This window comes from Saccharomonospora iraqiensis subsp. paurometabolica YIM 90007 (genome assembly GCF_000231035.2).
Classification (GTDB): domain Bacteria; phylum Actinomycetota; class Actinomycetes; order Mycobacteriales; family Pseudonocardiaceae; genus Saccharomonospora; species Saccharomonospora paurometabolica.
On sequence record NZ_KI912213.1, the window covers coordinates 299,683 to 317,565 of the forward strand.

17 protein-coding genes are annotated in these 17,883 nt (G+C 71.4%); 11 read left to right on the forward strand and 6 right to left on the reverse strand.

Annotated features, from left to right (window positions below; genetic code table 11):
• Together SACPADRAFT_RS25850 and SACPADRAFT_RS0206145 are read left to right on the forward strand one after the other, a co-directional pair.
• The coding region (locus tag SACPADRAFT_RS25850; RefSeq protein ID WP_007024224.1) for a multifunctional oxoglutarate decarboxylase/oxoglutarate dehydrogenase thiamine pyrophosphate-binding subunit/dihydrolipoyllysine-residue succinyltransferase subunit at positions 1-3,394 on the forward strand (3,394 nt) is incomplete at its 5' end.
• A gap of 237 nt (positions 3,395-3,631) precedes the next feature.
• Entirely contained in the window at positions 3,632-4,234 is a 603-nt protein-coding gene (locus SACPADRAFT_RS0206145; protein ID WP_028662260.1) for a hypothetical protein, read from the forward strand.
• Between the two features lie 87 nt (positions 4,235-4,321).
• Here the strand turns inward: SACPADRAFT_RS0206145 and SACPADRAFT_RS0206150 are convergent, their stop codons facing one another.
• Positions 4,322-5,893, reverse strand: coding sequence for a S8 family peptidase (locus SACPADRAFT_RS0206150; protein WP_007024222.1), 1,572 nt, complete (start codon positions 5,891-5,893; stop codon positions 4,322-4,324).
• A gap of 334 nt (positions 5,894-6,227) precedes the next feature.
• On the opposite strand from SACPADRAFT_RS0206150, the gene SACPADRAFT_RS0206155 reads away from it, so the two are divergent.
• Positions 6,228-7,634 carry a bis-aminopropyl spermidine synthase family protein gene (locus SACPADRAFT_RS0206155; RefSeq protein ID WP_007024221.1) on the forward strand — a complete coding sequence of 469 codons (1,407 nt, stop codon included), beginning with the start codon at positions 6,228-6,230 and terminating at the stop codon, positions 7,632-7,634.
• Between the two features lie 77 nt (positions 7,635-7,711).
• Here the strand turns inward: SACPADRAFT_RS0206155 and SACPADRAFT_RS25855 are convergent, their stop codons facing one another.
• The gene (locus SACPADRAFT_RS25855; protein ID WP_007024220.1) at positions 7,712-8,227 is read right to left on the reverse strand and encodes a hypothetical protein; all 516 of its coding nucleotides are present in this window, start codon (positions 8,225-8,227) and stop codon (positions 7,712-7,714) included.
• A gap of 163 nt (positions 8,228-8,390) precedes the next feature.
• Positions 8,391-9,614 carry an NAD(P)-dependent malic enzyme gene (locus tag SACPADRAFT_RS0206165; RefSeq protein WP_007024219.1) on the reverse strand — a complete coding sequence of 408 codons (1,224 nt, stop codon included), beginning with the start codon at positions 9,612-9,614 and terminating at the stop codon, positions 8,391-8,393.
• Positions 9,615-9,910: 296 nt separating this feature from the next.
• Here SACPADRAFT_RS0206165 and SACPADRAFT_RS0206170 point away from each other — a divergent pair, with 296 nt between their 5' ends.
• From SACPADRAFT_RS0206170 to SACPADRAFT_RS0206180, 3 genes are all read left to right on the forward strand, one after another.
• Positions 9,911-10,531, forward strand: coding sequence for a dTDP-4-dehydrorhamnose 3,5-epimerase family protein (locus tag SACPADRAFT_RS0206170; RefSeq protein WP_007024218.1), 621 nt, complete (start codon positions 9,911-9,913; stop codon positions 10,529-10,531).
• Between the two features lie 67 nt (positions 10,532-10,598).
• Entirely contained in the window at positions 10,599-11,198 is a 600-nt protein-coding gene (locus tag SACPADRAFT_RS0206175) for a histidine phosphatase family protein (protein WP_028662262.1), read from the forward strand.
• A gap of 92 nt (positions 11,199-11,290) precedes the next feature.
• A complete protein-coding gene (locus SACPADRAFT_RS0206180; protein WP_007024216.1) occupies positions 11,291-11,782 on the forward strand; it encodes a GNAT family N-acetyltransferase in 492 nt (163 codons plus the stop codon).
• A 67-nt stretch (positions 11,783-11,849) separates the two neighbouring features.
• Here SACPADRAFT_RS0206180 and SACPADRAFT_RS0206185 read toward each other — a convergent pair whose 3' ends face one another.
• Positions 11,850-12,338, reverse strand: a complete 489-nt coding sequence (locus SACPADRAFT_RS0206185; protein ID WP_007024215.1) for a hypothetical protein — start codon at positions 12,336-12,338, stop codon at positions 11,850-11,852.
• 350 nt (positions 12,339-12,688) lie between these two features.
• On the opposite strand from SACPADRAFT_RS0206185, the gene SACPADRAFT_RS0206190 reads away from it, so the two are divergent.
• On the forward strand, positions 12,689-13,603 hold the full coding sequence (locus tag SACPADRAFT_RS0206190; RefSeq protein WP_007024214.1) for a diacylglycerol/lipid kinase family protein: 915 nt from the start codon (positions 12,689-12,691) through the stop codon (positions 13,601-13,603).
• Positions 13,604-13,892: 289 nt separating this feature from the next.
• On the forward strand, positions 13,893-14,147 hold the full coding sequence (locus SACPADRAFT_RS0206195) for a WhiB family transcriptional regulator (protein ID WP_007024213.1): 255 nt from the start codon (positions 13,893-13,895) through the stop codon (positions 14,145-14,147).
• A gap of 170 nt (positions 14,148-14,317) precedes the next feature.
• Here the strand turns inward: SACPADRAFT_RS0206195 and SACPADRAFT_RS0206200 are convergent, their stop codons facing one another.
• The gene (locus SACPADRAFT_RS0206200) at positions 14,318-15,901 is read right to left on the reverse strand and encodes a sensor histidine kinase (protein WP_007024212.1); all 1,584 of its coding nucleotides are present in this window, start codon (positions 15,899-15,901) and stop codon (positions 14,318-14,320) included.
• A 146-nt stretch (positions 15,902-16,047) separates the two neighbouring features.
• On the opposite strand from SACPADRAFT_RS0206200, the gene SACPADRAFT_RS34470 reads away from it, so the two are divergent.
• The 3 genes from SACPADRAFT_RS34470 to rsrA all read left to right on the forward strand — a co-directional run bounded on the left by SACPADRAFT_RS34470 (position 16,048) and on the right by rsrA (position 17,523).
• The gene (locus SACPADRAFT_RS34470) at positions 16,048-16,122 is read left to right on the forward strand and encodes a 50S ribosomal protein bL37 (RefSeq protein WP_407690016.1); all 75 of its coding nucleotides are present in this window, start codon (positions 16,048-16,050) and stop codon (positions 16,120-16,122) included.
• A 427-nt stretch (positions 16,123-16,549) separates the two neighbouring features.
• Positions 16,550-17,155: a sigma-70 family RNA polymerase sigma factor gene (locus SACPADRAFT_RS0206210; RefSeq protein WP_028662263.1), complete on the forward strand. Its 606-nt coding sequence runs from the start codon at positions 16,550-16,552 to the stop codon at positions 17,153-17,155.
• The gene (rsrA, locus tag SACPADRAFT_RS0206215; protein WP_007024209.1) at positions 17,155-17,523 is read left to right on the forward strand and encodes a mycothiol system anti-sigma-R factor; all 369 of its coding nucleotides are present in this window, start codon (positions 17,155-17,157) and stop codon (positions 17,521-17,523) included. The genes SACPADRAFT_RS0206210 and rsrA overlap by 1 nt, the downstream gene beginning before the upstream one ends.
• Before the next feature lie 36 nt (positions 17,524-17,559).
• On the opposite strand, the gene SACPADRAFT_RS33740 is transcribed toward rsrA, so the two are convergent.
• Positions 17,560-17,883 (reverse strand): alpha/beta hydrolase family protein (locus SACPADRAFT_RS33740; RefSeq protein ID WP_040923971.1); only part of this gene is annotated, 324 nt, incomplete at its 5' end.

The window sequence follows — 17,883 nt, forward strand, 5'->3', positions numbered from 1 at the left end:
CACGGGCGCGACCCCGCGCACGGCGCCGCCGAAGACCGCGGCCGAGCCGGAGAAGTCGCCGCTGCGCGGCGCGTCGGCCGCCATCGCGAAGAACATGGACGCCTCGCTGACCGTGCCGACCGCCACCAGCGTGCGCGCGGTCCCGGCCAAGCTGATGGCCGACAACCGCATCGTCATCAACAACCACCTCAAGCGCTCCCGCGGTGGCAAGATCTCGTTCACCCACCTCATCGGGTACGCGATGGTGCGCGCGCTGCGCGAGTTCCCGAACATGAACCGGCACTACGAGGAGGTCGACGGCAAACCGCACGTCGTCACGCCGGAGCATGTGAACCTCGGCATCGCGATCGACCTGCCGGGCAAGGACGGCCAGCGCACGCTGGTCGTGGCCTCGATCAAGAACTGCGGGAACATGACGTTCCTCCAGTTCTGGCAGGCCTACGAGGACCTGATCAAGAAGGCCCGCAACAACAAACTCACCGCCGAGGACTTCGCGGGCACCACGATCTCGCTGACCAACCCGGGCGGCATCGGCACCAACCACTCGGTGCCGCGTCTGCAGTCCGGGCAGGGCACGATCATCGGTGTCGGCGCCATGCAGTACCCGGCGCACTTCGAGGGCACCAGCGAACAGACGCTGGTCAACCTCGGCGTCAGCAAGATCATGACGCTGACCTCGACCTACGACCACCGGATCATCCAGGGCGCCGAGTCGGGTGAGTTCCTCAAGCGCATCCACGAGCTGCTGCTCGGCGGGGACGGCTTCTACGACGACATCTTCACCTCGCTGCGCCTGCCCTACGAGCCGGTGCGCTGGGTCGAGGACATCCCCGAAGGGGAGATCGACAAGACCGCCCGTGTGCTGGAGCTGATCGACGCCTACCGGATGCGCGGCCACCTGATGGCCGACACCGACCCGTTGAACTACCGCCAGCGCCGGCACGAGGACCTGGACATCCTCTCCCACGGGCTCACCCTGTGGGACCTCGACCGGGAGTTCGCGGTCGGCGGGTTCGCGGGCAAGGAGCGCATGAAGCTGCGCGACGTGCTCGGGGTGCTGCGGGACTCCTACTGCCGCACCGTCGGGGTCGAGTACACCCACATCCTCGACCCGGACGAACGGCGCTGGATCCAGGAGCGCGTCGAGATCCCGCACGAGAAGCCCGAGCCGACGGTGCAGAAGTACGTGCTGTCCAAGCTCAACGCGGCCGAGGCGTTCGAGACCTTCCTGCAGACCAAGTACGTCGGGCAGAAGCGGTTCTCCCTGGAGGGCGGCGAGACCGTCATCCCGCTGCTGGACACCGTGCTGGACAAGGCCGCCGAGCACGAACTCGACGAGGTCGTCATCGGGATGCCGCACCGCGGCAGGCTCAACGTGCTGGCCAACATCGTCGGCAAGCCGATCTCGCAGATCTTCCAGGAGTTCGAGGGCAACCTGGACCCGGGCCAGGCGCACGGCTCCGGCGACGTGAAGTACCACCTCGGCGCCGAGGGCAAGTACTTCCGCATGTTCGGCGACGGGGAGACCAAGGTGTCGCTGACCGCGAACCCGTCGCACCTGGAGACCGTCGACCCGGTGCTCGAGGGCATCGTCCGCGCGAAGCAGGACCACCTGGACAAGGGCGACCGCGACTCCGGCGGGTTCACCGTCCTGCCGGTGCTGCTGCACGGCGACGCCGCGTTCGCCGGGCAGGGCGTGGTGGCCGAGACACTGAACCTGGCCATGCTGCGCGGCTACCGCACCGGCGGCACCGTGCACGTGATCATCAACAACCAGGTCGGGTTCACCACGCCGCCGGAGCACGCCCGGTCGTCGAAGTACGCCACCGACGTGGCCAAGATGATCGGCGCGCCGATCATCCACGTGAACGGGGACGACCCGGAGGCCGCGTACTGGGTCGCCCACCTCGCGGTGGACTACCGGCAGGCGTTCAACAAGGACATCGTCGTCGACATGATCTGCTACCGGCGACGGGGCCACAACGAGGGCGACGACCCGTCGATGACGCAGCCGGGCATGTACGACATCATCGACGCCAAGCGCAGCGTCCGGAAGAACTACACCGAGGCGCTGATCGGCCGCGGCGACATCTCGATGGACGAGGCCGAGGCCGCGTTGCGCGACTTCTCCACGCAGCTGGAACACGTGTTCAACGAGGTCCGGGAACTGGAGAAGCACCCGATCGCGCCGAGCCCGTCGGTGGAGCAGAGCCAGCAGGTGCCCGCCCAGGTGCCCACCGCGGTCTCCCGCGAGGCCATCGAGAAGATCGGTGACTCGTTCGTGGACCTGCCGGAGGGCTTCACCCCGCACTCCCGGGTCAAGCCGGTGCTCCAGCGGCGGCACAAGATGTCCCGCGAAGGGGGCATCGACTGGGCCTTCGGCGAGCTACTCGCCTTCGGCTCGCTGGCCATGGAGGGGCGGCTGGTGCGGCTGGCCGGGCAGGACTCCCGCCGCGGCACCTTCACCCAGCGGCACTCCGTGCTCATCGACCGGAAGAGCAACCAGGAGTACGCGCCGCTGCAGAACCTCGCCGACACCCAGGAACGGGTGATGATCTACGACTCGGCGCTGTCCGAGTACGCGGCGGTCGGCTTCGAGTACGGCTACTCGGTGGCCAACTCCGAGGCGCTGGTGATGTGGGAGGCGCAGTTCGGCGACTTCGTCAACGGTGCGCAGACCATCATCGACGAGTACATCTCCTCCGGTGAGGCCAAGTGGGGCCAGCACTCCGACGTCGTGCTGCTGCTGCCGCACGGCCACGAGGGGCAGGGCCCGGACCACACCTCCGGCCGGATCGAGCGGTTCCTGCAGCTGTGCGCGGAGCACTCGATGACCGTGGCGGTCCCGTCCACCCCGGCGAACTATTTCCACCTGCTGCGCAGGCACGCCCTCGACGGGGTGAACCGCCCGCTGATCGTGTTCACGCCGAAGTCGATGCTGCGCAACAAGCAGGCGACCTCGAACGTCGAGGACTTCATCGACGGCTCGAAGTTCCTGTCGGTCATCGACGACGAGACCGTCGACCCGGCCAAGGTCCGCAAGGTGCTGCTGACCTCCGGCAAGCTCTACTGGGAGCTGGTGAGCGAACGGACCCGGCGGGAGATCGACGACGTGGCGATCGTGCGGGTGGAGCAGTACTACCCGCTGCCGAAGGCCAAGCTGACCGAGGCGATGCGCAGGTACACCGGCGCCTCCGACGCCGTCTGGGTGCAGGAGGAACCGGAGAACCAGGGCGCGTGGCCGTTCTTCGGACTGAACCTGCCGCGCAGGCTGCCGGAGGCGTTCCCGACCCTCGGCGTCGTGGCCCGCAGGCCCATGGCGGCACCGTCGGCGGGCTCGTCGAAGGTGCACGAGGTCGAGCAGAGCGCGTTGATCGACCGCGCGTTCGAGTAATCCGGACACGCCTGTGGTGGGCGGCGGGTGCCCGCCGCCCACCACAGGCGCTCCGTCCCCGCGGGACGGGTTCGACCCGATTCGCCCGCGGGACGACACACTGGGGGAAACATGCCGGCACGGCGAGGCCGGGACCGCGCGGACGCGGTCGCGGACGGCGGTACCGTCGAGGACGCCCGGCCGGGACCACACGGCCGAACGTCACCTCCCTGGTGGATCTCCGCCGCAGCCCCGGGGGTGGTTTTCGGGACCGTGTTCTCCCTTCTCTCCCCGTTCCTGGTGTTCACCCTCGTTCCGGACAGCGTCGCGCCGTGGATCGTCCTCGCCCTGCTGGTGAGCCGGGGACGCGACCCGAGCACCGCGGTCCGGCGGGCGGTGGTCGCCCTGATCGCCCTGGCGCTGAGCTACCACGCCGGCCGGACGGTGCTCGCGCTCGCCATCGGGCCGAGCAACCTCCTGGGCCTCGTCCCGACCCTGCTGACCGCCCTGGTGGTGTGGTCGTCGGTCGGCGTCGGGTTCGGACTCGCCCTGCGGCACGTCGGCCGCGACGACCGGACCGGGAGGCTCGTCACCGCCGCGGCCGTCGGCGTCGTCGCGGGCGAGGTCGTCCTGAGCTCGATGCTGTTGTCCGTGGTGGAGCCCGTGCATGCCGCGCTCGGGGCCGTCGTCGCCGGCGTCGTGCTCGCCCTCGGATGTCGGACGCCCCGCGACGTGGGGACGGTCCTCGGGGCGGCCGTGCTGTTCACGGTGCCGGGCGCGGTGTCGTCCCGCCTGCCGTTCCTGCTGTCCGCCTGGCTGAACACCGGAGAGGTCCCGTTCGTGACGGCCGGCTTCTTCTGACCCGACCCACCGGCACGAGCAGGTGCCCGCACCGCCCCCCAGGACGGTGCGGGCACCCGGATCAGGACGTCACCCGGTTCTCGGAGGTCACGGGGTGAAGGTCCAGCTGTTGATCTGGCCGGTGTCGCCGTAGTAGACGTCGGTCACCCGCAGTTCCCAGGTGCCGTCGGCCGGGGACGCGGAGGCGTCGACCGTGTAGGTCTCGTTCACGTCGTCGGCGGAGTCCCACCCGGAGTCCTTGAGCCGGTGGGTGGTGCCGTCCGGGGCGACGAGGTCGATCCGCAGGTCACCGCGGTAGGTGTGGCTGATGTCGACGTCCACGGTCGCCGAGCCGGAGGCCGCGCGGTCACAGCCCTCCACGGTCACCGAACTGGTCGAGGTGCTGTTGTCGTGGATGGCGACATCCGTGTCGTTGGTGACCGGGTCACACTCGCCGGGCTCCGGCTCGGGGTCCGGCGTCCCGCCGCCGTCGCCCCCGGTGTGCAGCAGGACGTTCGGCGAACCGCTGCCCGGGTTGCCGACCGCACCGCTCGTCCCCTGGTTCACCAGGGCGTCGCGCACCTGGGCCGGGGAGGCCGACGGGTTGTCGGCCAGGTACAGCGCGGCCGCACCGGCGACGTGCGGGGTGGCCATCGAGGTACCGCTGATGGTGTTGGTGTCGGAGTCGCTGCCGATCCAGGTCGAGGTGATGTCGCTGCCCGGAGCGAAGATGTCCAGGCAGGAACCGATGTTGGAGAAGCTCGACCGCGCGTCCGAACTGGTCGTCGAGCCCACGGTGATGCCGTCCGCCACGCGGGCGGGCGAGGTGTTGCAGGCGTCGGCGCCGTAGTCGTTGCCCGCCGCGAGCGCGTAGGTCACGCCCGCGTCGATCGAGCGCTGCACGGCGTCGTCCACGGCGCTGGACACGCCGCCGCCGAGGCTCATGTTGGCCACCGCCGAGCCACCGGCGTTCTCGGTGACCCAGTCGATGGCGGCGATGATGCCGTCGTAGGTGCCCGAACCCTGGCAGTCGAGGGCACGGACGCCGATGAGCTCGACGCCCTTCGCGACCCCGTGGTCCGCACCACCGATGGTGCCCGCGACGTGGGTGCCGTGGCCGTTGCAGTCGTCGGCGTCGCCGTCGTTGTCCACGAAGTCGTAGCCGGACCGGGCACGGCCCTCGAAGTCATTGTGCGAGGTCCGGATGCCGGTGTCGATCACGTACGCTTCCACGCCGGAGCCGGTGGCGTCGTAGCTGTAGGTGTCGTCCAGCGGCAGGTCCCGCTGGTCCAGCCGGTCGAGCCCCCAGGACGGCGGGTTCGTCTGCTCGGCGTCGGTGTGCACCACGCGGTTCTGCTCGACGTAGGCGACGTCCGGGTCGGCCGCGGCCCGTTCGGCGCGCTGCTCGCTCATGCCCGCCGCGAAGCCGCGGACCGTGCTGTCGTAGACCCGGTGCACGTCCGCACCGTGTTCGTCGGCGACCTCCCGGACGGAGGCGTCGTCCTCGAGGACGACGATGTAGCTGTCGTGGACGGTGCCCTCGGCGTCCTTACCGAGGATGGTGCCTTCTTCCTGGGCGGAGGCGGTCAGGTTCCCGCCGAGCGCGGTCAGCACGGCGACGCCGGCGGTCAGCCCGACGGTCGCCAACGACCTGCTACCCAACTTTCGGTTTCTTCGCACGGTTACTCCCTCCACGTTCCGGTGAACTTTTCGCCGTGAACGTGGCGGTGAACGTACGGACAGCCACAGTTTGAACACAGGTCTTGTCTCGATCGAGTGATCGCGATATTGGCGGCCCGCTCCGACGCCCGGCGCCACCCGTTCGAACCGGAGCGAAAGTAGGTTCCGGCCCCTACTTTCGGTCGGACCGACCGAGCCGGGAATTCCCGTCGTTCACCCGGTCGGCCGAGCACCGACGTCGGGTCTTGCCCGGATCCCACAGCAGGTGTCGGACGCCCGGACACCTTCCGGTCCGGCGACGGCTCTAGGCTCGGCGCCCGTGGAGACGTACGCGATGCACGCGCGGGAGGTCCGGGCGGCCGTCACCGCGCTCGGCCGGGGTTGGCTGTCGTTCGACGAACTGGTGCGCACGACCACCCTGCCCCGGCGCACGGTGGAGGAACTACTCGACGACCTCGCCGACGACGTCGAGCGCGACGGCGGCCTCCTGCGGCTGCGTCCGGACACCGTCACCGCGCACCACGAACGGGTGGGCACCGCCGCGGCGGTCCCGTCGGGACTGCGCGACGAGATCGGTGGACACCTGGACGCGGTACCACCGCCGCTGCCCGCCCTCGACCACGTCCAGGCCACCCCCGACACGGTTCTGCACCGGGCGCGGTGGCTCGACGAACAGTACGACCTGCGGCACGCCCGCCTGCTGTTCCTCGGCGACCACGACCTGACCTCGTTGGCGGTCCACGCACTGCGTGGCGAGGCGGACGTGACGGTGGTCGACGTCGACGACCGGGTGCTCGAACACATCGACACGCGCAGCGGCGGCGCGGTGCGGACGGTGCACGCCGACCTCCGGTACGGACTCCCCCTGGCGGTGACCGGCACGGCCGACGTCGTGTTCAGCGACCCTCCGTACACCCCGGAGGGCATGACGCTGTTCGCCTCCCGGGCGATCGAGTGCCTCGCCGACCGTGCCGGGCGGGTGGTGCTGGCCTACGGCTACAGCCACCGCCACCCCACGCTCGGCCACCAGGTGCAACGCGCGTTGTCCGGACTGGGTCTGACCTTCGAGGCGATCCTGCCGGGCTTTCACCGGTACGCCGGTGCCCAGGCCATCGGCAGCGCGGCCGACCTCTACGTCTGCCAACCGACCGCCCGCGCCCGGAAGAAGAAACGCGGCGCCGGACAGGCGATCTACACACACGGCCCCCGCTCGGTCGAGGCCACCCACACCCCCGAACGGGTGCGCGCGGGACTGCTCTCGATCGCGGGGGAGGACGGCTCCCCCGTCGAGGAGCGCGGACCGGACTGGACCGCACCCGCGCCCGTGCCCGAGGGCACCGCCGTCGCCGTGGACCTCAGCGGTGATCCGGGTCCGTGGCTGGTGCGGGTCCTGCTGGCCGTCAACGCCGGACGGGCGGCACTGCTGGTGCCCAACGCGCATCCCGACCTCGCCGACGCGGCGGGGCAACGGGCGCTGACCGAACTGCTCGCGCCCAAGTACCGGCTGCGGCTGCTGCGCAGCACCCCGGACAACACGCACGCCGTGGTGCTGGCCGAGACCCCGGACGCCGGGGACGCGGACACCGGCACCCGCAGGTTGCGGCCGGTGTGGACCAGGGCCCACGGCCGGTTGGGCAACCTCCTCCCCCGGGTGCCCGATGACCTCGCCGATCTCCGGCTCGTCGACGTGCCCCGGCACAAGATCGCGCGGTTGCTCCGGGCTTCCGGTCCGGGCGGCTGACGTCCGGACCGGCCAGTGCGCCCGGCCAGTGCGGCCGGTCAGTGCGGCCGGTCAGTGCGGCCGGTCAGTGCGGCCGGTCAGTGCGGCCGGTAGTTGCGGCTGGGCGCGAGGGAGAGCAGCAGGATGAGCACGGCGGCCAGGACGAGCCCGAGGCCGCCCGTACCGAAGGTGATCACCGCGACGAGATTGACCGCGGCGCCCACACCGGCGGCGACCAGCAGGACGACCTGCCGGCCCCGGAGCGCCGCCACACCACCCCAGAGGTAGGCGCCTGCCGCGACCAGGGCGGCCACGCCGAGGACGACGATCACCCCGGAGAAGCCGGTCTCGCCCCACCGCACCCGCTCCATGCTGCCGAGCACGGCGCCGCCGAGCATCCACGCCAGCCCACCGACGAGCTCCAGCGCGGCGGCCAGGAAACCGAGGACCGCGGCCGCGGTCACCGTCGCGGGCCGCTGCGGCGGCAGACCGTACGGGTCCGCCGGTGCCGGACCGACCGGGACCGGAGCCGCCTGCGGGAGCCCCCCGTGCCAGTCCTGACCGGGTGGCCCGCCCGCCGGACCGGGCACCGACCCGGGTGGATCAACCGACATAGCTCTCCTCCGGGAAAACACCGCGGCACCCACCGCGCCGCGGGCGCCGAGGGTAGCGCTCCCGGCCGACACCCGGTCGCAGGCCGTGCGGCCCCGGTCCCGCGTGCGGCGCCACACCCGGCCCGACACGCGGGACCCGGTGGGCCGGACGGCCCCCGGACCGTTACGCCTCCCACTCCGGAGGGCGGGTGGCCACATCGTCCGACTCGGCGGCCTTCGCCACCGCGGCCGCCACCTCACCGGCCACCCTGGGGTCGAGCGGGCTCGGGACGATGTGGTCGGGCGCCAGCTCGTCGGCGGCCACCGAGACGATCGCCTCGGCCGCCGCCAGCTTCATGTTCTCCGTGATCGCCCGGGCACCGGCGTCCAGCGCACCCCGGAAGATCCCGGGGAAGGCCAGCACGTTGTTGATCTGGTTCGGGAAGTCGCTGCGCCCGGTCGCGACGACCGTCGAGTACCGGCGGGCGACGTCCGGATGCACCTCCGGGTCGGGGTTCGACAGGGCGAACACGATCGGATCGGGTGCCATCCTGCTGAGCAGGTCCTCGTCCACGTGGCCACTGGACAGGCCGAGGAAGACATCGGCACCGTCGAGCGCCTCGGCGATGCCGCCGGTGAGCCCGCGGGTGTTCGTCGTCTCCGCGAGCTCGGCCTTGATCGGGGTCAGCCCCTCCCGGTCCGGGTGCAAAATGCCCTTCGAGTCGAGCAGGGTGATGTCGGCGACCCCCGCCGCCTGCAGGATCCGGGTGCAGGCCACCCCGGCGGCACCCGCACCGGACACGACCACCCGCTGGTCGGCGATGGACCGGTCGAGCACCATGTTGGCGCCCCGCAGCGCGGCGAGCACCACGATGGCCGTGCCGTGCTGGTCGTCGTGCATCACCGGGCAGTCCAGCGCGTCCTTGAGCCGGTCCTCCAGCTCGAAACAGCGCGGCGCGGACACGTCCTCCAGGTTGACCGCACCGAACGAGGGCCGCAGCCGGACCAGCGTCTCGACGACCTGGTCGACATCGGTCGTGTCCAGCACCAGCGGGATCGAGTCCAGGCCCGCGAAGGTCTTGAACAGCACCGACTTGCCCTCCATCACGGGCAGCGACGCCCGCGCCCCGATGTCACCGAGCCCGAGTACCGCCGTGCCGTCGCTCACGACCGCGACGAGGCGGTCGGCCCAGGTGTAGCGCCGGGCCAGCGTCTCGTCCTCGGCGATCGCGCGGCTCACCTTCGCTACCCCGGGGGTGTAGGCGATGGACAGGTCGCGCGCCTGCGCGATCGGGCGGGTCGCGGTCACCGAGAGTTTGCCACCCTCGTGACCGGCGAAGATGTCGTCGTCGCTCACCTGAGCTTGGGACACGTCAATCTCCAGGGCTGAAGAGAGAACGGGGGCCATCGACGATGGCATCCCCAGTGATGTGGGCTCGTACCACGGCGAGTACGGCGCTGTGGCGCCCGTCGCCGACGAGGCGTCCGTCGAGGCCGGTGCTGAGGTTCGGTCCGTCATCGCACCGTGGCCGCGGACGCGGCGGTTCGTCCAGTGTGCCACCCCGGCCGCCCCCGGTGTCGCGGGGGTGCGGTCGACGTCACAGAACCGTGACCGATATTCGCTGGTCAGGACCAAGAACACAAGACGAACGTCCGGCTTGACGGGCTTCCCGTCCGCGGGAGTGCCGCCGCTATGCTCGCGGCATGGACGTGCGCGAGCTGCCGGTGGCCGACGCCTACGAGTTCGTCCCCCCGGTCTTTCCCGACCGGAGGGGCCTGTTCGTCGCACCGTTCCAGGAGCCCGCGTTCCTCCGCGCCGTCGGCCATCCGCTGTCGGTGGCACAGACGAACCACAGCGTCTCGCACGCGGGTGTCGTCCGTGGTGTGCACTTCGCCGACACACCCCCGGGTCAGGCGAAGTACGTGTACTGCCCGCGCGGCGCGCTGCTCGACGTCGTGGTGGACGTGCGGGTCGGGTCCCCGACGTTCGGCAGACACGCGGCCGTCCGGCTGGACAGCACCGACTTCCGGGGCGTCTATCTCGCCGAGGGCCTCGGCCACGCCTTCCTCGCGCTGGAAGACGACACGGTCCTGGCCTACCTGTGCTCCACCGGATACAACCCCACCGCCGAGCACGGCGTACACCCGCGGGATCCGGCCCTGGGACTGCCGTGGCCCGCGGACACGGACCCCGTGCTGTCCGACAAGGACGCCGCCGCACCCACCCTGGCCGAGGCCCGCGAGGCCGGGATCCTCCCCCGCTACGAGGACTGCCTGGCCCGCTACGACGCGCTGCGGGCCGCGTACGCACCGTCCGGCGCCTGAGGCGCCGCCCGCGACAGGCCACCCGATCAGGCACCCACGACCGAGTGTGGGCGACTATATTGCGGGCGTGATCGCCGGCCCGCACGAGCACCCGTTGTTCCTCCTGCGTCACGGGCACACCGAGTGGTCCGCCACCGGCAGACACGCCGGGCGGACCGATCTGCCGCTGACCGCGGTCGGTGAACGGCAGGCCCACGCCGCGGGGCGGACCTACGCGCTGATGTCGGACGACTCGTCGGCGGTCGTGCTGAGCAGCCCCCTGCGCCGTGCCCGGCACACCGCCGAGCTCGCCGGTCTGGAGGTCAGCGAGGTCAGCGAGGACCTCGTCGAGTGGGACTACGGCGAGTTCGAGGGGATGACCACCCCGGAGATCCGGGAGCGGGTGCCGGGCTGGACGGTGTGGACGCACCCGATCCCGGGCGGGGAGAGCGCCGACGCGGTCCGCGCCCGGGCCGACCGGGTGCTGGGCCGCCTGCGGTCGACCCTGTCCGACCGGCCGGTGGTGCTGGTCGGCCACGACGACTTCGGCCGGGTCCTGATCAGCCGCTGGCTGGAGCTGGACACCGCGGCGGGGCGCTTCTTCCGGTTCGATCCGGCCAGTATCACCGTGCTGGGAAGCCAGCGGGGCGTTCCGCAGATCCGCCACCTCAACGTCCCGCCGTCCTGACGGCCGGAGACACGCCGAACCGGGCGACATCCGCGCCGGACGCGGCGTTCTAGGCTCACGGGGACCCGTCCCCCGCCGCCGAGGAGCCCTCCGTGGACCACCGCATCCGTCGTGTCCGGGACGCCGACGTCGAGACCGTCGTCACCCTCGTCCATGAACTCGCCGAGTACGAGAAGGCCCCACAGGAGTGCCACCTCACCGCCGGGCAACTGCGCACCGCGCTGTTCGGCCCCGCGCCCGCCCTCTACGGGCACGTCGCGGAGGTGGACGGGCGGATCGTCGGGTTCGCCCTCTGGTTCCGCAACTTCTCCACCTGGCGCGGCGTGCACGGCATCTACCTCGAGGACCTGTTCGTGCGTCCGGAGGCCCGGGGAACCGGCCTCGGCAGGGCGCTGCTCGCGGCGCTGGCCGGGGAATGCGTCCGCCACGGGTACGCGCGCCTGGAATGGTGGGTGCTCGACTGGAACCCGGCCGTCGGGTTCTACACCTCGCTCGGGGCCGAGGCGATGGACGAGTGGACCGTGTACCGCCTCACCGACGAACCCCTCCGCAGGCTGGCCGCGGACCCGGCCGGGTCCGCGTGACCCGGCGGAACCGACCCGGCCGGTCCGGGCGGCCGGTCCGGCCGGGTCCCGTCAGCGGGCTCCCCCGTCAGCGGTTCCGGTCGCCGTCGCGGTGTTCACGTTCGGCCCTGCGCCCGGCGGCCCCACCGCGACGGGAGGCCTCCTCCTCGGTCTCGTCCTCCGTCTGGCCGAGTACCCACGCCCGCGACGCCCGCCGGAACAGCAGCACGAGCACCGCCACCCCGGCCGCCATCACGGGGATGCCGAATCCCGGCTGGTCCGAGGGTCCGGTCGCGTACCAGCCGACACCCGTGAGGATCAGGCTCACGACGACAGCGGGTGAGCGGGCCCAGGTCCTGCCGAGCAGCAGCCCCACCGCGCAGGCCAGCACCCCGGCCGCGAGCACGCCGAAGTAGGCGGCCTCGGCGGCCACCGCGACACCGGTCAGCGGTGAGGCACCCGCGTTGAGGGCGACCAGCACGCCGAACGCGAGCAGCGCGAATCCGGGGAGGGCGGTGAGCGCCCCCGCGAGGCGGACCTCGCGCGGGGCCGGGGAGATCGCGTCGCGGATCGGCACGAAGCTGCCCTCCTGCGTTGACCGTGAGTGAACACAGCCGATGGTATGCCACCCGGTCGGACGTTTTACCGTGGCGGCACACCGGGCAAGGATTCAGGTGTCGTCGATGAGCGGGCGGTCGCCCGGGGTGCAACTCGTCACGGCGCTCGGCAGGGCCACGCACGCGGGCCGAACCGACCGGAGCGGGAGGACCGACAGGACAGTCAGCCATCTCCAGCGACAGCACAGCCGTCCCAGCGACAGCACAGTGTCCGGCGACGGGAGGGTTCCCGTCGTGCGGGTGAGATGTTTCGCAGGACCCGTTCCGCGCGCGGGCCCACCGGTCGGCCGGATTCACCTACTCTGCGGTCGTGCGCGCCGTTCTCGTCGTCAACCCGAGGGCCACCGCGACCACCCCGGGTGGTCGGGACGTGCTCGCGCACGCGCTCGCCAGTGAGGTGAAGCTGGAGGTGGTCGAGACCGACCACCGGGGCCACGCGCGGGCCGTCGCCCGTGCGGCGGTGGAGGACGGTCTCGGTCTCGTCGTGGCACACGGCGGCGACGGGACGGTCAACGAGGTCGTCAACGGCCTGCTCGACCCACCGGAACCGCCCGCACCGCGGCCGATGCTCGGGGTCGTCCCCGGCGGGTCGGCCAACGTGTTCGCCCGCGCGCTGGGCCTGCCCCGGGATCCGGTCGAGGCGACCGGGCGGCTGCTCCGTGCGCTGGAGGAGCGCAGCGTCCGTCGGGTGGGGCTCGGACGCGCCGACGGCCACTGGTTCACGTTCAACGCCGGAATGGGCTGGGACGCCGACGTGGTCGCCGCCGTCGACCGCAGACGCGGCAAGCGCACGAGCCCGTGGTTGTACCTGCGGACGGCGGTCGCCGGATATCTGCGTCCACCGAACGGGCGACCCACGCTGACCGTGCGGGTCCCCGGAGCCGACCCCGTCGAGGTGTGTACCGCGTTCGTCTCGAACACCGATCCGTGGAGCTATCTGGGACCCCGTCCCGTCCATCTGAACGCGCACAGTTCGTTCGACTCCGGCCTCGGTCTCTTCGCGCTGACCGGGCTCGGGCTCCCCACCGTTCTGCGGCACGTCCGCCAGGCGCTGCGGGCGCACGGGGAGCACCGCGGACGGCGGCTCCTGCGCCACGACGACCTGCCCGTCCTGCGCATCACGGCCGAGGAGCCCGTGGGCCTCCAGGTCGACGGTGAGCTGCTCGGACCGCGCACCCACGTGGAGTTCGCCGGGGTGCCGGACGCGCTCACGGTTGCGTTGTGATCCGTCGCTGTCGGTGAACAACACCGCGTGATCACCGCCGACAAAGTCGCCCCTACCACTCGTCGACGCCAGAGCTCCACTCACCGCATCACTCGCGCCGGAGTGGGCCCCGCGGGACGCCGAATGCGCAGGTCAGAAGGGTCACCGGGCCGAGTGAGCTGACTCACCGATCCCGATCGAACACTTGTCGAAGCCGGTTCTTCGTGAAAGCATTCACAAGCACCCCGAAGAAAGACCGCCATGACGACCGTGGCGCGGAGTACCGCGCCCGAAACAAGGAGCTCGAAGAATGGACTGGCGCCACCGCGCGGCCTGCCGAGACGAGGACCCGGAACTGTTCTTCCCCGTCGGCACGAGCGGCCCCGCCGTATCGCAGATCGCCGCGGCCAAGGCCGTGTGCCACCGCTGCACCGTCGCATCCGACTGCCTGGCCTGGGCCCTGGCCAGTGGTCAGGACGCCGGCGTCTGGGGCGGCATGGACGAGGACGAACGTCGTGCGCTCAAGCGTCGGCGGGCGCAGATCGGTACGCGGAGCAACTTCTGACGCGACGTCCGCGCAGACGAAGCGACGCGTCCGCGATTCCCTTCTGCCCCGGCGAAAGGGCAGAAGGTTTGAGGGTCGGCATCCGTTCCGGGTGCCGACCCTCAAGCGCGCGGTAGGGATCCGGCCGGTGATGCCGGACCGGCCCCGCCGCACGCCGGGCGCGAACGGATTCAGGTGCGCCTGCTGAGCGGAATGCGCAGGGCCGCCTCGGTTCCGGAAACGCGGTGTTCCCCGTCGCCGTGAACCTCGTCGCCGTGGTCCGGCGATTCCCGCCCCGCCGTGTCGTCGGACCCCGCCGTGTCGGATTCCGCCGTGTCGTCCGGGATCCCGCGCAGGGACAACGAACCGCGCAGTTCGGATTCGACGAGAGTCCGGGCGATCTGGAGACCGAGACCGTCGGCGCGTTCCAGGGTGAAGCCCGCGGGCAGGCCCTTGCCGTCGTCCCGCACAAAGATGTCGAGCCAGCGCGCCGACCGTTCGACCACCAGTTCCACCCGGCCCGTCCGGCCACCGGCGAAGGCGTGGTCGACCGCGTTCTGCACGAGTTCGGCCACCACCATCACCAGCGGGGTGGCGATCTCGGCCGCCACCACCCCGAACGAACCGGTGCGGGACATGCGCACCTGGGACTCCGCGGTGGCGACCTCGTTGACCATGGGCAGCACCTTGTCGAACAGGGAGTCCAGGTCGATCCGTTCGTCCACCGACATCGACAGCGCCTCGTGGACCATCGCGATGGACGACACCCGCCGCACGGACTCCCCCAGCGCCTGCCGCGCCTCCCCGGACTGCATCCGCCGGGACTGGAGCCGCAGCAGCGCCGCGACCGTCTGGAGATTGTTCTTCACCCGGTGGTGGATCTCCCGGATCGTCGCGTCCTTCGACAACAGGGCCCGGTCCCGCCGCTTGACCTCCGTCACGTCCCGGATCAGGACCAGCGCCCCGGCGGCACGTCCGGCGGGCCGCAGCGGCAACGCCCGGAACAGGACCACGGCACCGCGCCGGGACTCCACCTCCGTGCGGGTGCCGGGCTTGCCGTCCAGCGCCTCGAGGATCCGGTGGGACACGTCGGTGGCGTCGAACGGATCCCGCACGAGAGACCGGGTGAGCGGTGCGAGCCGGGTGCCGATGAGATCCGATTCGTACCCCATCCGGTGATAGGCGGACTGCCCGTTGGGGCTGGCGAACACCACGGTGCCGCTCTGGTCCACCCGCACCAGCCCGTCACCCACGCGGGGACTGGTGTGCACGTCGATGTTCGCCTCGGGACTCGGGTAGGTCCCGTCCGCGATCATCTGGCACAGGTCGGCGGCACTACCGAGGTAGGCGATCTCCAGCGGACTGGGCACCCGGGGGCTGGCCAGGTTCGTCTCCCGGCTCAGCACGGCGATCACCGTCGCACCCAGCCGGACCGGGACGGCCTCCCGCCGCATCGGCAGGTCGTTGTACCAGTGCGGCTCCTCCTCCCGGCAGATCCGCACCTCCCGCATGGCCCGGGTCAGCTGGGGGTGTTCGGCGGTGGTGAACCGTTCCCCGACCACGTCCTCGGGGTGCGCGGTGGGGGCCGTGGTCGGCCGCACCTGGGCGACGCACACGAAGTCGTCGGCCCCTTCCTGCACCGGCACCCACAGCAGGAAGTCGGCGAACGACAGGTCGGCGAGCAGCTGCCACTCGGCGACCACGAGTTGCAGGTGGTCGACGGACTCGCCGGGGAGACCGGTGTGGTCGGCGAGCAGTTCAGCGAGCGTGGACATGCCCCTCCTGATCGGTGTCACGTCTGGCACGGTGGTGCCGTGGGCGGCGTCGCGGTGGGCCGCCTCGCCTCTCGGCCCGAGGCGGCCGGAATCGGCGGGCCCCTCCATGACACACTAAACGTGGAGCAGTGACGCAAGGAGTGATCATGGCCAAGCGAGCTCGGAAGCGCCGCGACCGCAAGAAGAACAACGCGAACCACGGCAAGAAGCCGAACACCTGAGGTGGCGCCGGGCGGGGCCGGACCGGGTCTTCACCCGTCCGGCCCCGCTCTGTGTGCGTTCTCACTCCCCGCGGCGACCGTGCCGGCGTTTCGCCCGGCCGTCGTCCGGTAACCCGCCCGGACGGGTTCCACCCGCACCCCCACCACCGCGGACGGCGGGCGTGACCCGAGCGGGAATACCCCGGCGGTCCGGGATGTTGTCTCTGATGTGCCGACCACGCTGCCTCCTGGAACGCTGACCAGAGTCCCCGGCCAACCGCGCGGACGCCCGAGCCGGACGTGGGGGCGCGGCGCCGGGACGCCCCGCCGACACGAAGGCGCCGATCGGGAAGGGAACGGTTTGCCGAGTACCCAGAGCCCCGCCGAGAGCGCGGCCCCGTCCGGGTCCGCGGCCCCGTCCGCCGAGCCCACGGCGGCGTCCGCGGACGTGACGCCGCAGGCCGAGGAGGCGGAACAGCAGCAGGCGGAGCGGTTCGAGCGCGACGCCATGCCGCTGCTCGACCAGCTCTACTCGGCCGCGCTGCGGATGACGCGCAACCCGGCCGACGCGGAGGACCTGGTCCAGGAGACCTATCTCAAGGCCTACGCCGCCTTCTCGTCGTTCAAGAAGGGCACCAACCTCAAGGCGTGGATGTACCGCATCCTCACCAACACCTACATCAACGGCTACCGCAAGCGGCAGCGGCAGCCGTTGCAACAGCCGACCGAGGAGATCACCGACTGGCAGATCGCCCAGGCGGAGAGTCACACCTCGACGGGTCTGCGGTCCGCCGAGGTCGAGGCGATGGACAACCTGCCGGACACCGATGTCAAGGCGGCGTTGCAGCAACTCCCCGAGGACTTCCGACTGGCCGTGTACCTCGCGGACGTCGAGGGCTTCGCCTACAAGGAGATCGCCGAGATCATGGACACCCCGATCGGCACGGTGATGTCCCGACTGCACCGCGGGCGTGGACAGCTGCGCGGTCTGCTCTCCGACGTCGCGCGCGACCGGGGGTTCGCACGCTCGGCCCGACAGGAGGTGACCCGCTGATGTGCATCCGCGGCGACTCCGGTGCGAGCGACCCGTCCACGGACACGGGCGGGGCCGACAAGGTCGGTTGCGACGACGCGCTCGCCGAGATCTACCTGCTGCTGGACAAGGAGTGCAGCCCGGAACGTGACGCCGAGCTGCGCAGGCACATCGAGGACTGCCCGCCGTGCCTGGAGGAGTACGGCATCGACGACCAGATCAAGCGGTTGCTCGCCCGCAAGTGCGGTGGGGATCTCGCCCCCGCGGAGCTGAAGGACCGGTTGCAGGCGTCGATCCGGCGGACCGTGGCCGAGCGCAGTGGCCTGCGGGTGTCCGAAACGAAGATCAGCTTCCGGCGTGGGCCGGACGACGCACCGGACGACCGGTAGTCCCCGGGCGCACGGCGCCCGGTTCCCGCCGGACGATCACGCGGTGAGCGGGCGCAGTACCCGACCCAACCACTCCGAGGCCGCGCGCGAGACGGCGTCCAGGTCGCTGTCGAGGCTGTGATTGCCCGGCACCGTGACGACCTCGTGGTGCGGCCCCGGCGTCGGACAGCCGAACGGGTCCCGGTCCCCCTGCACGACGAGTGTCGGCACCTTCACGGCGTCGAGCTCGGCCTGGCGGCTCTTCTCCGGCCTGCCGGGCGGGTGTTCCGGGAACGCCAGACACAGCACCGCGGAGGCCTGCCCCGCCGCGGCCGTGCGGCAGGCCACCCGCGCGCCGGACGAGCGGCCCCCGAACACCAG

Excerpts from the sequence above, each read along its gene's own strand:
- SACPADRAFT_RS0206155 (WP_007024221.1), top strand. The coding sequence starts at position 6,228 with ATGCACGCGCGGGAGGTCCGGGCGGCCGTCACCGCGCTCGGCCGGGGT.
- SACPADRAFT_RS25855 (WP_007024220.1), bottom strand. The coding sequence starts at position 8,227 with ATGTCGGTTGATCCACCCGGGTCGGTGCCCGGTCCGGCGGGCGGGCCA.
- SACPADRAFT_RS0206165 (WP_007024219.1), bottom strand. The coding sequence starts at position 9,614 with ATGGCCCCCGTTCTCTCTTCAGCCCTGGAGATTGACGTGTCCCAAGCT.
- SACPADRAFT_RS0206170 (WP_007024218.1), top strand. The coding sequence starts at position 9,911 with ATGGACGTGCGCGAGCTGCCGGTGGCCGACGCCTACGAGTTCGTCCCC.
- SACPADRAFT_RS0206195 (WP_007024213.1), top strand. The coding sequence starts at position 13,893 with ATGGACTGGCGCCACCGCGCGGCCTGCCGAGACGAGGACCCGGAACTG.
- SACPADRAFT_RS0206200 (WP_007024212.1), bottom strand. The coding sequence starts at position 15,901 with ATGTCCACGCTCGCTGAACTGCTCGCCGACCACACCGGTCTCCCCGGC.
- rsrA (WP_007024209.1), top strand. The coding sequence starts at position 17,155 with ATGTGCATCCGCGGCGACTCCGGTGCGAGCGACCCGTCCACGGACACG.